The sequence below is a fragment of the Embleya sp. NPDC025285 genome (assembly GCF_055558835.1).
This window is the reverse complement of sequence record NZ_JBVHLU010000174.1, coordinates 1-13,656: the sequence shown is the minus strand read 5'-3', so window position 1 is coordinate 13,656 and position 13,656 is coordinate 1. Positions and strand designations below refer to the sequence as shown.

At 73.7% G+C, this 13,656-nt stretch carries 11 protein-coding genes and 1 pseudogene; 6 read left to right on the top strand and 6 right to left on the bottom strand.

The window, feature by feature from the left end:
• Both ACZ4FV_RS49710 and ACZ4FV_RS49705 read right to left on the bottom strand, forming a co-directional pair.
• On the bottom strand, positions 1 to 1,540 hold a 1,540-nt coding region (locus ACZ4FV_RS49710), incomplete at its 3' end, for a glycosyltransferase (RefSeq protein ID WP_465327933.1).
• A gap of 132 nt (positions 1,541 to 1,672) precedes the next feature.
• On the bottom strand, positions 1,673 to 1,942 hold the full coding sequence (locus ACZ4FV_RS49705) for a WhiB family transcriptional regulator (RefSeq protein ID WP_355545315.1): 270 nt from the start codon (positions 1,940 to 1,942) through the stop codon (positions 1,673 to 1,675).
• Positions 1,943 to 2,770: 828 nt separating this feature from the next.
• On the opposite strand from ACZ4FV_RS49705, the gene ACZ4FV_RS49700 reads away from it, so the two are divergent.
• Both ACZ4FV_RS49700 and ACZ4FV_RS49695 read left to right on the top strand, forming a co-directional pair.
• Positions 2,771 to 3,334 (top strand): cysteine dioxygenase, encoded by a 564-nt coding sequence (locus ACZ4FV_RS49700; RefSeq protein WP_395874494.1) that lies wholly within the window; start codon positions 2,771 to 2,773, stop codon positions 3,332 to 3,334.
• Positions 3,331 to 3,729 carry a rhodanese-like domain-containing protein gene (locus tag ACZ4FV_RS49695; RefSeq protein ID WP_395874492.1) on the top strand — a complete coding sequence of 133 codons (399 nt, stop codon included), beginning with the start codon at positions 3,331 to 3,333 and terminating at the stop codon, positions 3,727 to 3,729. Before ACZ4FV_RS49700 ends, ACZ4FV_RS49695 begins: the two co-directional genes overlap by 4 nt.
• A 260-nt stretch (positions 3,730 to 3,989) precedes the next feature.
• Here ACZ4FV_RS49695 and ACZ4FV_RS49690 read toward each other — a convergent pair.
• Positions 3,990 to 5,087: pseudogene (locus tag ACZ4FV_RS49690) on the bottom strand (glycosyltransferase 87 family protein); the annotation flags it as partial.
• A 337-nt stretch (positions 5,088 to 5,424) separates the two neighbouring features.
• Here ACZ4FV_RS49690 and ACZ4FV_RS49685 point away from each other — a divergent pair.
• Together ACZ4FV_RS49685 and ACZ4FV_RS49680 are read left to right on the top strand one after the other, a co-directional pair.
• A complete protein-coding gene (locus tag ACZ4FV_RS49685; protein ID WP_402234049.1) occupies positions 5,425 to 6,591 on the top strand; it encodes a molybdopterin-dependent oxidoreductase in 1,167 nt (388 codons plus the stop codon).
• Complete coding sequence (locus ACZ4FV_RS49680) at positions 6,588 to 7,094, top strand: hypothetical protein (RefSeq protein ID WP_395874488.1); 507 nt, start codon at positions 6,588 to 6,590, stop codon at positions 7,092 to 7,094. Before ACZ4FV_RS49685 ends, ACZ4FV_RS49680 begins: the two co-directional genes overlap by 4 nt.
• A gap of 1,089 nt (positions 7,095 to 8,183) precedes the next feature.
• Here the strand turns inward: ACZ4FV_RS49680 and ACZ4FV_RS49675 are convergent.
• Genes ACZ4FV_RS49675 through ACZ4FV_RS49665 form a run of 3 tightly spaced genes read right to left on the bottom strand, consistent with a single transcriptional unit; the run spans position 8,184 to position 10,176 of the window.
• Positions 8,184 to 8,903, bottom strand: a complete 720-nt coding sequence (locus tag ACZ4FV_RS49675) for a class I SAM-dependent methyltransferase (protein WP_402234047.1) — start codon at positions 8,901 to 8,903, stop codon at positions 8,184 to 8,186.
• Entirely contained in the window at positions 8,900 to 9,520 is a 621-nt protein-coding gene (locus ACZ4FV_RS49670; RefSeq protein ID WP_395874484.1) for a TIGR04282 family arsenosugar biosynthesis glycosyltransferase, read from the bottom strand. The genes ACZ4FV_RS49675 and ACZ4FV_RS49670 overlap by 4 nt, the downstream gene beginning before the upstream one ends.
• Complete coding sequence (locus ACZ4FV_RS49665; RefSeq protein WP_465327935.1) at positions 9,517 to 10,176, bottom strand: glycosyltransferase family 2 protein; 660 nt, start codon at positions 10,174 to 10,176, stop codon at positions 9,517 to 9,519. The genes ACZ4FV_RS49670 and ACZ4FV_RS49665 overlap by 4 nt, the downstream gene beginning before the upstream one ends.
• Positions 10,177 to 10,527: 351 nt before the next feature.
• Here ACZ4FV_RS49665 and ACZ4FV_RS49660 point away from each other — a divergent pair, with 351 nt between their 5' ends.
• Both ACZ4FV_RS49660 and ACZ4FV_RS49655 read left to right on the top strand, forming a co-directional pair.
• Positions 10,528 to 11,223, top strand: a complete 696-nt coding sequence (locus ACZ4FV_RS49660; protein ID WP_402234045.1) for a response regulator transcription factor — start codon at positions 10,528 to 10,530, stop codon at positions 11,221 to 11,223.
• Entirely contained in the window at positions 11,220 to 12,332 is a 1,113-nt protein-coding gene (locus ACZ4FV_RS49655) for a sensor histidine kinase (protein ID WP_395874525.1), read from the top strand. Before ACZ4FV_RS49660 ends, ACZ4FV_RS49655 begins: the two co-directional genes overlap by 4 nt.
• Positions 12,333 to 13,656: the final 1,324 nt, after the last annotated feature.

The following is a 13,656-nucleotide window of genomic DNA, read 5'->3' as shown; positions in this document are numbered from 1 at the left end:
CCGCGGTCTGTTTCCCTCCCTCCCCAGAAACCCCCCCCCCACCCCCACCACCCCCCCCCCCCCCCCCCCCCCCCCCCCCCGCCTCGCCGAAGCCCACCCCGTGCCAGGTGTCGCGGTAGCGGTGCCACAGGTCCGCCGCGCCTTCCGGCGGGGGCAGCAGGGCGCCGCCGAACAAACTGCCGCCGCCCAGCAATCCACGGGCGGCGAACAGGGTGACCAGGGTCAGCACGAAGGCGAGCGAGAGTCCGGGGCGGCGCATCAGCACGCGCAGCTTGACGAAGCTCTCCGTGTCGAGCGACTCGGAGTCGTCGTCGGTGGGGCCCGATTCCGCGCTGCTGTGTCGACCGGACCGGTTCTCCGGCTCCTCGCTCCGCCGCAGATTGCCGATCAGGCCCTCGGCGGCGTGCCGAACGGTGGCGGCCCGGCTGGGGAACAGGTCGCCCAAGTCCTTGTCCGACATGGTCCGGGTCCGCGAACGGGCGCGCCGCGCGGACAGGAACGCGGCCGGGCGCAGCAACACCGCCATGGTGCCGAGCAGTTCGTCCAGGGCCATCCCGGGCAGCTTGCCGAGCAGGTAGCCCAGGCTGCGGAACAGGCCGCCGAACAGCAGGCGCAGGTACAACAACGGCCAGGTCGCGCCGGTGGTGTTGGCCAGCAGCGTGAAGGCGGCGCCCCTGCGGTCCACCCGGTGCGGGCGGTTCGCCGCGACGTCGATCGGCCGGCGCTCGCGCGTGGCCGCCTCGGCGTGTTGCACCACCGCGTCCGGTACCACGACCACGCGGTGTCCGGCGGCGTTGACCCGCCAGCCGAAGTCGGTGTCGTCGCGGGAGAGCGGCAGGCGCGGGTCGAAGCCGCCCAGGCCCTCCCACACGTCCCGGCGCACCAGCATGCCCGCGCTGGAGACGGAGAGCACGCCGCGGACCGCGTCGTGCTGGCCCTGGTCCTGCTCGCGGCGCTCCAGGCCGGTCCAGCGTCGGCCGCTGCCGGTGAGCGTGGTGCCGACCTCGAGCAGTTGCCTGCGGTCGTACCAGCTCCGCACCTTGGGGCCGAGCACGGCCGCGGAGGGCAGTTCGTCGGCGGCGCGCAGCAGCAGGTGCAGCGCGTCGGGGGCGGGCTCGCTGTCGTCGTGCAGGAGCCACAACCACTCGACCGGCTCGGTCGATCGGGGCGGGCGGTCCTGGTCGGTGTCGCCGTACGGGTCCGACGCGTCGTACGCGTCGATCCGGTAGGGCAGGGACGCGGGGTCGACGTGCGGCGCGGCACGCAGGGCTTCGCTCACGGCGGTACCGAACGCGGTCCGTCGCTCGGTGTGCAGCACCGAGCCCTGACCGAGCGCGTCCTCGAGCAGACCGACCGAGGCGTCGGTACTGCCGGTGTCGACCGCGAGGACGCGCTGGACCGGGCGCTCCTGACCGAGCAGGCCGGTCAGTGTGCGCGGCAGCCAGCGTGCCCCGTCATGGGCGACGAGGATCGCGGTGACGATGTGCCGTGGGAAAGCCGGAGCTTGCGCGTATGCCGACTGATGGCTGAAAAGTGACATCGAGTGCGGGGACCCCGGGGGGCTCGAAGCGGCGTGGTACCAGCGGTCCGGCATCCGGCCGAACGGCCAACACACTACGCGACGGGCACCCCGCGCCCGCCCTGCTCGGACTCGGGCCCGAACAGGCGACGGTCAGACGGCCGCCTTCTTGAGCCTGCGCCGCTCGCGTTCGGACAGCCCACCCCAGATCCCGAAGCGCTCGTCGTTGGCCAGCGCGTATTCCAGGCACTCGTCGCGCACCTCGCACGCGAGGCAGACCTTCTTGGCCTCTCGTGTCGAGCCGCCCTTCTCCGGGAAGAAGGACTCGGGGTCGGTCTGCGCGCACAACGCGCGCTCCTGCCAACCGAGCTCCTCCTCCTCGCTCTCGCCCTCGGCGACCAGTAGCTGGAACAGCTCGCCCATCGCGTGCCTCCTCGACCCGTTTTTGCGTCCCCGTGATTAAGCCGCTACCGGTAACGGTTCACGACGTGTGTGAAATTACAAGCGCGTCGTTGCTGCGACGTCAAGCCGGGCTCTGCTATTAGAGCGGGGATTCACTCCCCGGGACCACAGCAATCCGAATTGACCACATAAATGGACAGATCCGGACACCCTGTCGTGTCACGTGATCGCCGTGACGTTCCGGACGGGGAGCGTACCGGCGAGGGCGCGACGACATTCGATGCCAACCCGTGATGACCTCTGCAATGGACTACGCCTCACACGGTCCGCACAGTTCCCCGGACGAGCCGGAAAACCGCGATGATGACCGAGGTCACATACCCGGCTCACCCGAAAATGGGCCTCCCCGTGCCCGGGAGGCTTCAATCCCTTCCCAGGATTCCTCACCCGAATCGGGCAGCGCTCGGCCGATTCGGGTGAGCGCGGCACCGGCGGGGCCGTGGCGAGTTGACAGGGACACCCCCCAGACGATGTCCTTTTCCCATGTCCGCACGCTGCAGCCGGTACCGGAGTCGTCCTGTCGACGTCCGTCGGGTGTTCAGCGCGCTGTGTCCGCCGTGCGACCACGTGTACAGCTGTTGTCCGAGCTGTATCGCCTGAGGACGCCTTTTCGGTCGTCCTCCGCGCAAGCGGCGGCACTCTTTTCCCCTTTTATCGGCACGGCCGTCCCCCATGGCCGGATGTCCGTTCGGGTTGCTGTCGACCGCTCGCGTGTTCGCTTTCGATCCGCCGCGTTCGCCTGATCCGCCGCGCCAGAGAAATAGCGCAGACATCCCGAAGGACTCCCCTATGTCCAGCGACATCACCGTCGCCGGCGACCCGCTCGCCGCCCCCGCCGTGCTCGCCCTGCCCGTCGCCCCGCCCGTCCGCCCCGCCGTCGCCCGACTCGCCGCGCTCGCCCGCCGGCACGCCGACCTGGTCGCGGCCGAACTCGACCAGGTCCGCTACGACCCGATCTCCCGCTGGTACAAGCGGCTCGCCGCGACCGAGGACATGGAGGTCTGGCTGCTGAGCTGGCTGCCCGGTCAGAGCACCGGCCTGCACGACCACGGCGGCTCGTCCGGCGTGTTCACCGTGGTCTCCGGCGAACTGCACGAGCGTTCCCTGGTGGTCACCCCGTTGCGCCGGGCCGGCGCCCGCGAACGGGTGCTCACCGCCGGCTCGACCCGCGTGTTCGGGCCGACCTACGTACACGAGGTGACCAACATGGGCACCGAGCCCGCGATCAGCGTGCACGTGTACACGCCGCGCCTGGACTCGATGAACCTGTACGACGCCGGCGAGGACATCGCGCGGCCGAGCTTCGAGCCGCTGCGCCGGGTGGGCGTCGAGCGTTCGGGGGACCAGTGGTGAGCGCCGTCGACCGACTCCTCGAGCAGGCCCGGGCCCGGCTGACGCGGGTGACCCCCGAGCAGGCGCACGCCGCCTTCCATGACGGCGCGGTGCTGGTGGACACCCGACCCGACTTCCAGCGCGACGTCGACGGCGCGATCCCGGGCGCGCTGATCATCGAGCGCAACCATCTGGAGTGGCGCCTGGATCCCGAGGGTTCGGCGCGGGTGGCCGAGGCCACCGGCTACGACCTGCGGGTGGTCGTGTTGTGCGACGAGGGCTACGCGTCCAGTTTCGCGGCGGCGTCGCTGGTGGACCTGGGGCTGTCCGAGGCGACCGATTTGATCGGCGGCTTCCAGGCGTGGAAGGCCGCGGGCCTGCCGGTGGTGCCGTCGGCGGGCCGCGCTCGTCGATAGAGCGCCACACCGAGCACGAGCAGCAGGGCCGCGCCGTAGCCGAGTTGATGGGTGGCCCGGATCTGACCCGGGGTCGGTTCCAGGCCCCAGGTGAGGTAGAGGGCGTACCCCGCCGGGCCGAGCGCGAGCCACTCCCAGCGGCGCCCGTCCAGCGCCACCAGCGCGACCACGAGCAGCGCGTACCAGGGGTAGGCCGGGGTGAGCACGAACAACATGCCGCCGGTCAGGGTGAGCGCGCCGTGCCACGGGCGATCCGGGTCGGCACGGGCCGCCACGACCGCGGCCAGGACGATCAGCACGACGACGGCCGCGTACGGAGTGAGGTCGGTCGGCAGCACCAGGCCGAGCAGACCGAAACGCGCGCCGTCGTCGTAGCGCTCCTCCTTGAGGTAGCCGGGCAGGTAGCCGAGCACGGCGGGGCCGGCCGCGAGCACGTGCGGCAGGTAGACCAGCACGACGGTGAGCGCCGCCGCACCGAGCAGTCGCACCGGGGCCCGGCGTACGCCGCCGGCCAGCGCGGCGGCGGGGAACATCTTGGTCGCGGCGGCGCCGCCGAGCAGCACGCCGCCCAGGATCGGCCGGCGGCCGGCGATCGCGGCCAGGCCGAGCACCATGAGCAGCACGCCGAGCACGTCCACGTGCGCGTTGTTGCCGCTCTCCAGCGCGACCATCGGACACCACGCCCACCACACCGCGTGTCTGGGGTCGCGGCCGAACCGGCGCAACACCAGCAGCAGCGCGACGCTCACCAGCATCGCCAGCAACGCGGCGGCGCCCTGGACGGGTTCGGGCCGGCCGGGCGGGGTCGCGACGTGCACGAGCCAGTAGTACGCCTCGGCCACCGGCGGGTAGATGGTGTGCACCTCGGGCCGGTTGATCCGGGTGCACGAGCCGTCCGGCAGCGGGTGCTTGAACCACCCCGAGCACTCGCCCGGCGGGAACAGCCAGTCGTCGCGGAACCCGGCCACCTCGGGATCCGCCGGCGCGTGCACGTACGGCGAGCGACCCGCGGCTTGGACCCGCCCGTCGAACGCGTAGCGGTAGGCGTCGTCGCTGGTGCGCGGCGGGGCGCCGGCGGCCAGGACGGGCAGCGCGACCGCGCCGGCCAGGATCAGCACCACGGCACGGCGCACCGGGAGTCGGTGGACGAGGAAGGCACCCAGCGCGAACAGCGCCCAGGCGGTTCCGTACACGACGTACACGCCGACGCTGCCGGGGTGGGTCCACGGGCCGTGTACGGCGAAGCCGACGGCGGCGGTCAGGCCCAGGCCGGTGCCGACGGCGGAGATCGTGGTCACGGTGCCGGTGGCAGGCGTGCCGGTGGTGGGGGTGCTCGTGGTGGCGGTGCTCGATGCCATGCGGCGAGTGTGTCGGCGGTGGGGGCGTTTACGGGGCGTCCCGGGCCGGGCGTCAGCACTCCGTAAGACGGTCGGGGCAGGGCGGTCGGGGTCTCCGGGGGTCGAGCGTCGGCACTCCATACGGCAGTCGAGGCAGGACGGTCGGGGTCTCCGGGGGTCGAGCGTCGGCACTCCATACGGCAGTCGAGGCAGGACGGTCGGGGTCTCCGGGGGTCGAGCGTCGGCACTCCGTACGGCGGTCGAGGCAGGACGGTCGAGGTCTCCGGAGGTCGAGCGTCAGCACTCCGTAAGACGGTCAATGGGGGCCTACAGGGGGATTTCGGCGTTGGCTGGGGGGATGAAGCTCGACATCCGCTTGCCGGACCCGCCCGCCGCGTTGCGGCGCGGTCCGTTCCGAGCCGGCGCGTTCCGCGGCGCGCTGCACGATCCGCGTACGGCCGTCCTCGTCGGCCGGTTGCTCGGCCTCGCCTTCCTGATCTGCTTCCTGACCGGCCTGTTCAGCCATCTGCTCCAGCATCAGCCGCACTGGCTCGCGCTGCCGTCCCGGCCGGTGTGGGGGTATCGGGTCACCCAGGGGCTGCACGTGGCGACCGGGATCGCGGCGGTGCCGCTGCTTCTGGTGAAGCTGTGGGTGGTCTATCCGCGACTGTTCGCCTGGCCGCCGGCGAAGTCGGTGGGGCACGCGCTGGAGCGGTTGTCCATCGCGGTGCTGATGATGGCGGCGATCTTCGAACTCGTCACCGGACTGCTGAACATCGTGCAGTGGTATCCGTGGCCGTTCCCGTTCGTACCGGCGCACTACTGGATCGCGTGGGTGGCGGCCGGCGCGCTCACCCTGCATGTCGCGGTGAAGCTGCCGCTGATCCTCGCCCACTGGCGGCGTCCCCGGGGCGTGCCGGCCGAGTCCGAAGGGCCCTCGCGGCGCGGCCTGTTGACCGTGCTCGGCGCCGGAGTGGGCGTGGTCACGTTGGCCACGGTGGGGCAGACGGTGACTCCACTGGGGCGGGTGTCGGTGCTGGCGCCGCGACGGGCGGACATCGGCCCGCAAGGTCTGCCGGTGAATCGCACGGCTGCCGCGGCGGGCGTGTTCACGGCGGTCCGCGATCCCGCGTGGCGCCTGGAGGTGGCCGGCCCGCGACCGTTCGCGCTGACCCGGGCCGAACTGTTGGCGATGGCGCAGCACGAGGCGACGCTGCCGATCACGTGTGTCGAGGGGTGGAGCGCGTCGGCGCACTGGTCCGGGGTGCGGATTCGGGACCTGATGGCCCGGGCTGGTGCGCCGTCCGGGGCCCGGCTGCGGGTGTTCTCGCATGAGCGGTTCAGTCCGTACTCGGTGATGGAGATGCCGGACGAGTACGCCCGCGACTCGTCGACCCTGCTGGCGCTCATGCTCAATGGCGCGCCGCTGGCCGAGGACCACGGGTATCCGGCGCGGATCATCGCGCCGAACCGGCCGGGCGTGCTCCAGACGAAGTGGGTCGCCCGCATGGAGGTGCTGGGATGAGTACGGCGATGGAGCCCGAGCCGGTCGCGCCGCGAACCGGGCGGGCGGTGGGCGCCGTCCGGCTCGTGCTGGGCGCCGCCGGGGTGGCCGGCATCGGGTGGGGCGTGGCCGGTGTCTGGGACGACCCGTTCCTGACCGAGCGGATGGGTCTGGCGAAGTGGTTGATCGCCGGAGTGCTGCTGCACGACGGGGTGTTCGCCGTCGTGGTCTTCACCGTCGGCGCGCTGGTGATGCGGTTCGGGCGGAGGCCGGCCGCGTGGGTGCGACGGACCGTGTTGGGCGGCCTGGCGGTGGGTGTCGTGGGCACGCTGATCGCGCTGCCGGCGCTGCTGCGGCCACTGCCGACGCAGAACCCGTCGGTGCTTCCACTGAACTATGGACGCGGGCTGGCGATCGTATGGGCGGGGGTGGTGGTGGGGACCGCGGGGGTGGTGGCGTTCCGCCGGGTGCGGGGGCGGGAGCGGGGCGGGGGTGAGGCCCGGGGCGTGGCCGAAGGCCGGTGACGCGGCGGGCCGGCGGGGGGCTGTGCGGATCAGCCGGCGGGTCGGCGGGGGTGGGCTGTGCGGGTCGGCGGCGGCGGGTCGGTCGGCGCGTGGTCGGGCCCGGCCCGTCGCCGACTTTGGAGCCGGGCGGAGACGGCCAAGGGCGGTGCGGGGCGGCGAAAGCGCGGCCCGGGTGGGCCGGCGGTGCGTATTCGGGCTCGGGCCGTCGCCGGATCGCGGACGGTCGGCGACGGCTCGGAACCGATGCGGGGTGGCGGAAGCGCGGCCAGGGTGGGCCGGCAGGCGCGCATTCGGGCTCGGGCTCGGGACGGGGTGACGGAAGCGCGGCCAGGGTGGGCCGGCAGGCGCGCACTCGGGCCCGGGACCGGGACGGGGCGGCGGAAGCACGGCCAGCGTGGGCCGGCAGGCGCGCACTCGGGCCCGGGACCGGGACGGGGTGACGGAAGCACGGCCAGCGTGGGCCGGCAGGCGCGCACTCGGGCCCGGGACCGATGCGGGGTGGCGAAGGCGCGGCTCAGGCGGGCCGATCGGCGCGTATTCGGGCTCGGGCCGTCGCCGGATCGCGGACGGTCGGCAACGGCCCGGAACCGATGCGGGGTGGCCGAAGCACGGCCAGGGTGGGCCGGCAGGCGCGCACTCGGGCCCGGGACCGACGCGGGGTGGCGAAGGCGCGGCCCAGGCGGGTTGGCCGGTGCGGGTTGGAGACCCGGATTGCCGGGGCTCGGGACCGGTCGGCGAGGGCTCGGGCGCGGTGCGGGCGACAAAGGCGCGGCCCAGGTCGATCGACGCGTTCGAGCCCGGCCCGGCGCCGGCTCGGGTCGGTCGGCGACGGCTCGGAACCGATGCGGGGTGACGGAAGCACGGCCAGCGTGGGCCGGCAGGCGCGCACTCGGGCTCGGGACGGGATGACGAAGGCGCGGCTCAGGCGGGCCGATCGGCGCGTATTCGAGTTGAGCCGTCGCCGGATCGCGGACGGTCGGCGACTCCTCGGGGCCAAAACGGGTGCAGGGTGGCGAAAGCGCGGCCCGGGCGGGTCGGTCGGTGCGTGGTCGGGCCCGGCAGGCGCCGGGTCGGGCGGCCGTCGAAGGCTCAGGAGCGGTGCAGGGTGGCGAAGGCGCGGCCCGGGCGGGTCCAGGTGTCGGTCACGGTGAAGTGGTGTGTCGGGGCGAGGCGGCGCAGCGCCGGGGTGCCCACCCGGGCCCAGCGGAAGGCGCCGCCGTGACTGCCTCGGTCGTCTTCGACCCGGGCGGCGAAGCGTTCGTACACGTCCTGTGGATCGGTCTCCACCACGAGCAGGCCGCCGGGGGCGAGCAGGCCGTGTATGCGGTCGAGCAGTCCGCCCGGGTCGCCACCGATGCCGATGTTGCCGTCGGCGAGGAGGGCGACCGCCCAGCGGCCCTCGCCGGGCAGCGGGTCGAACACCGACCGGCACAGCGCGGTGGCCCCGGCGGTCCGGGCCCGCGCGACGGCGGTCGGCACCGGGTCGACACCGAGCGCGGTCACGCCTCGACGGCTCAGCGCCGCGGCCAGTCGGCCCGGGCCGCAGCCGACGTCCAGGGTGGGGCCGGTGCAGCGGGCGAGCATGGTGTCGTCGGCGGTGTCCGGTTCGGCGCACCAGCGGGCCAGTTCGAGGGGTTGCCGACGGTGGCCGTGCCGGCGGACGTACACGGCTCCGCCGTCGCGCAGGGCGAGCGCGTACGGGTCGGTGGTCCGGGCGTCCGACCCGGGGTGGGCCGGAGCGTCCGCCGGGGTGTCGGACCGCGCGTTCGCCGGGTCGGCCGTGCGGTCGGGCTCGCGGACCAGGGTCATGCGTACACCTCGCCGCCGAGCAATGCGCGGGCCACACCGGCGCAGTGGGTGCCGGGGATGTCGCGGGTGACGGCGGCCAGGTCGGCGGCCGTGTCGATGTCGGTCAGGGTGGGCAGGTCGCGCACGGTCAGTCCGGCGGCGAGCAGCCGGGACCGCTGGACCGCGCCGGTCCGCGGCACCGACATCGGTACGCCGGGGAACACCGACGGGTCGGGTTCGCGCAGCCCGATCGCCCAGAATCCGCCGTCGGTCGCCGGGCCGAACCACGCGTCGGCGGCCGACCAGTCCACGGTCAGCAGTTCGGGGGTGACCTGCGGGGTGTCCATGCCGATCAGCAGGGTCGGCCCGGAACAGCCGGCGAACGCGGCGGCCAGGCGCAGATCGAGTCCCCCGGCCCCCTGCGGCACCACCTCGAAGCCGGCCGGCAGCCACGGCCCCGGTTCGCCCGCGAGCACCAGGACCCGGCGGCGCGCAGGCGTCGCGAGCACCGCCGCCAGTGTGTCGGTGAGCGCGGCCTCGGCCACCGCCGCGGCCTGGTCCGGGGTCAGCGGCGGGGTCAGCCGGGTCTTGACCCGGCCCGGCAGCGGCGCCTTGGCGATCACCAGGAGGGTGCTCACGCAGGCCGCCCGGCACGGGCGAGGACGGCGCTCATGTCCCGGACCGCGGTGACCGTACCGCGCACCGTGCCGGTCACTTTGGAGCGGCCCGAGCGCGGCAGGTAGCGCACGTCCGTCTCGGCAATCCGCCAACCGGCGTCGGCGGCGCGGACCACGGTCTCCAGCGGGTAGCCGGAGCGGCGGTCCGAGACCTCCAGCGCGAGCAGGTCGGCGCGCCGGGCGGCCCGCATCGGGCCGAGGTCGTGCAGCCGCGCTCCGGTACGTCGGCGCAGGCGGCGGGCCAGGACCGCGTTGGCCAGGCGCGCGTGCGGCGGCCAGGCGTTCAAGGTCTGCGGGCGGCGGCGGCCGAGTACCAGGTCCGCGTCGCCGGCGAGCACGGGTCCGGCGACCGAGGGCAGTTCGTCCGGGTCCAGCGACGCGTCGCAGTCGCAGAAGCACACGATCGGCGCGGTCGCCGCGAGCAGGCCCGCGTGGCAGGCCGCGCCGAACCCGCGGCGTTCCTCGACCACCACGCCGGCGCCGAGCGAGCGGGCCAGTGCGGCCGAGCCGTCGCGCGAGCCGTTGTCCACGACGATGGGGCGGTATCCGGCCGGCATCCGGGCAAGCACCCACGGGAGCGCGTCGGCCTCGTCGAGGCACGGCAGCACGACGTCCACGAGATGCTCGGCGGGATGCGCCGAAGATTCCATGTGCTCGGCAGGATGCGTCGAAGAGGCTTCCATGTGCTTGGCGGGGTGCACCGAAGAGGCTTCCACGTGCTCGGCGGGATGCGCTGAAGAGGCTTCCACGTGCTCGGCGGGATGCGCCGAACAGGCTTCCATGTGCTCGGCGGGATGCGCCGGAGAGGCTTCCATGCGGCTCACGCTAAGTACGCACCGGCCGCAGCCGCAGGCTTGACGTGCTTACGGAGTGCTGACGTCGCAGCGATGCGGCCGTGTGGGTTACGTGCCGCTTACGGATCGATCGCTCGCCGGAATCGTCCCCTTCGCGCACCTACACTCGCCGGCATGAAGGTGCTCGTGGTCGATGACGATCCGACCGTGGCCGAGGTCGTCGTCGGCTATCTCGAACGTGCGGGGTTCGACACGGCGCACGCCGCCGACGGGCCGACCGCGCTCGAGCTGGCAGCCGTCGAGATGCCCGATCTGGTGGTCCTGGACCTGATGCTGCCCGGCATGGACGGGCTGGACGTCTGCCGACGGCTGCGCGAGCGCGGTCCGGTGCCGGTGGTGATGCTGACCGCGCTGGGCGACGAGGGCGATCGGGTGCTCGGCCTGGAGGTCGGCGCGGACGACTACGTCACCAAGCCGTTCAGCCCGCGCGAACTCGTCCTGCGGGTGCAGTCCGTGCTGCGCCGGGTCGCGGGTCCCGGCGCGCCGCCCGTGGCGCCCTCGGTGCTGCGGCACGCGGACATCGAGGTGGACGTCGGCGCTCACCGCGTGCTCCGCGCAGGCCACGAACTCTCGCTCACGGCGCGCGAGTTCGATCTGCTCTGCTTCTTCCTCGGCAGCCCGGGACGGGCCTTCACCCGGGAGGAGCTGATGCGTCGGGTCTGGGGCTGGGAGTTCGGCGACCAGTCCACGGTGACGGTGCACGTGCGGCGGTTGCGGGAGAAGATCGAGGACGACCCGGCCGCGCCCCGGCTCCTGGTGACCGTGTGGGGCGTGGGCTATCGGCTGGAGGTCGAACCCGGATGCCCGTGAAGGATTTCGCGCTGATCTGCCTGATCGCGGCGGGCAGCGGGCTCGGCGTCACCCTGCTGGGCCTGCTCGGCCTGCGGGCGCTGCGCAATCGTTCGCTCTCGGTCGCGCTGGCCGCGATGTCGGTGGTGACCATAGCCGGCATGGCCGCGGGTACGGTCGGGGTCTCCCAGGCGATGTTGCTCTCCTCGCACGACCTGACCGTGGTGATGGTGGTCTGCGCGGTCTCGGCGGTGCTCGCGATCGGCGTGGCGATGTTGCTCGGCCGCCCGGTGGTGGCCGATGTCCGCGCGCTGCGCGGTTCCGCGCGGGCCTTGGGCGGCGGCGTGCCGGGGCCGTCGCGGCGGGTCTCGGCGGTGGTCGAACTCGCGGAGTTGGGGCGGGAGTTGGAGCGGGCCGGCGTACAACTGACCGAGTCCCGGGAGCGCGAACGGGCGGTCGAACACGCGCGGCGCGAGCTGATCGCGTGGATCTCGCACGACCTGCGCACGCCGCTCGCGGGCCTGCGCGCGATGGCCGAGGCACTGGAGGACGACCTGCCCGAGGATCCGGCGCGCTATCACCGCCGGATCAGGATCGAGGTGGATCGGCTCAGCGGCATGGTGGACGACCTGTTCGAGTTGTCCCGGATCCAGGCGGGCGCCCTGAAGCTGACCCTGGCCCGGGTCTCGCTCTACGACCTGGTGGCGGACGCGATGGCCGGCACCGAGGCGTTGGCCCGGTCCTGCTCGGTGCGGCTGGCGGGCGAGGACATCGTCGCGGTCCCGGTCCGGGTGGACGGCCGCGAGATGTCCCGGGCGATCACGAACCTGCTGGTCAACGCGATCCGGCACACCCCCTCGGACGGCACGGTCGCGGTCGGGGTACGCACCGCCGAGGGCGAGGTCGTGGTCTCGGTCACCGACGCGTGCGGCGGCATCCCCGAGGAGGACCTCCCCCGAGTCTTCGACACCGGCTGGCGCGGCACCCACGCCCGAACCCCCTCCCCCGGCGGCGGCGCGGGATTGGGCCTGGCCATCGTCAGAGGCATCGTCGAGGCCCACGCGGGCCGGGTGGGGGTGGCCAACACGGGTGGCGGATGCCGCTTCGAGGTGCGGCTGCCGGCGGGGTAGGGGGAGGGGGAGGGGCCGCGAGGGGATGGGCCGCTGGGGTCGGCGGGGTGGGGTGGGGTGGGGTGGAGGCGCCCGGGGCGGGGACGGGTCGTGTTGGCGGGGGCGTGAGGTGGTGGGCCGACGCACGTGTGTCAGTGCGGGAGGCGTGTGCCGGGGGCGCGGGGGAAGGTCGTCGGCGGGGGCGCCGGGGGGCGAGCCCACGCACGTGTTTCAGTGCGGGAGGCGGGTGCCGGGGGCGCGGGGGAAGGTCGTCGGCGGGGGCGCCGGGGGGCGAGCCCACGCACCTGCGCCGTCAACGCACGAGGCAGGTACCGGGGGCGCAGGGGCAGGACGTCGGCGGGGGCGCCGAGGGGCGAGCCGACGCACCTGCGCCGTCAACGCACGAGGCAGGTACCGGGGGCGCAGGGGCAGGACGTCGGCGGGAGCGCCGGGGGGCGAGCCGACGCACCTGCGCCGTCAACGCACGAGGCAAGGCTCTGAGATCGCGGGGGTGGCGGGTCGACGCGCGCGTGTCGTCACCACAGGCAGGCGACGCGACGGGGTCGCGGGAGCGGCGGGTCGAGTCGGCGAAAGCGCGGAGTTGCGGAGCTGCGGGCCGACGCACCCGTGTCGCTAACGCAGGGAGGCAGCGCGTTTGGGGCGGTGAGCGCGGCGAGTTGAAGGTGGCGGGCGCGCGAGGGTGGGATGAGGCGCCCGTGTTGCCATCGCAGGCAGGAGACGCAACGGGGTCGTGGGGGTGGCGGGTTGAGGCGGCGGGGTCGCGAGAGGCGGGCCGACGCACCCAGGTGGCGGCCCCCAGACAGCCGACCAACCAAGGTCGCGGAGGCGGCGGATCGAATCGGCGAGGTCGCGAGAGGCGGGCCGACGCACCCAGGTGGCGGCCCCCAGACAGCCGACCAACCAAGGTCGCGGAGGCGGCGGATCGAGTCGACGAGGTCGCGAGAGGCGGGCCGACGCACCCAGGTGGCGGCCCCCAGACAGCCGACCAACCAAGGTCGCGGAGGCGGCGGATCGAATCGGCGAGGTCGCGAGAGGCGGGCCGACCTACCCGGGTTGCGGCCCCAGACAGCCGACCAACCAAGGTCGCGGAGGCGGCGGATCGAGTTGGCTGGGTCGTGGGGGTGGTGGGTCGGCGCACCTGTGGCGTCGGTGTGGGGTGCTGGGGAATCTGGGTCGGGGCGGGGGCGGGTTGGGGTGGGCGGATTCGTGTTCGGCGGCGTTGCTGCTTGTTGGGCGACTTCGTCGCCGGCTCGCGAGGCACCACCTTTTTTCTCTCCCCCGCTTCGCTCCTCCGAGAAAAAAGGCGGCGCCTCGCTCGGGGCTT

Excerpts from the sequence above, each read along its gene's own strand:
- ACZ4FV_RS49685 (WP_402234049.1), top strand. The coding sequence starts at position 5,425 with ATGAAGCTCGACATCCGCTTGCCGGACCCGCCCGCCGCGTTGCGGCGC.
- ACZ4FV_RS49675 (WP_402234047.1), bottom strand. The coding sequence starts at position 8,903 with ATGACCCTGGTCCGCGAGCCCGACCGCACGGCCGACCCGGCGAACGCG.
- ACZ4FV_RS49705 (WP_355545315.1), bottom strand. The coding sequence starts at position 1,942 with ATGGGCGAGCTGTTCCAGCTACTGGTCGCCGAGGGCGAGAGCGAGGAG.
- ACZ4FV_RS49700 (WP_395874494.1), top strand. The coding sequence starts at position 2,771 with ATGTCCAGCGACATCACCGTCGCCGGCGACCCGCTCGCCGCCCCCGCC.
- ACZ4FV_RS49680 (WP_395874488.1), top strand. The coding sequence starts at position 6,588 with ATGAGTACGGCGATGGAGCCCGAGCCGGTCGCGCCGCGAACCGGGCGG.
- ACZ4FV_RS49660 (WP_402234045.1), top strand. The coding sequence starts at position 10,528 with ATGAAGGTGCTCGTGGTCGATGACGATCCGACCGTGGCCGAGGTCGTC.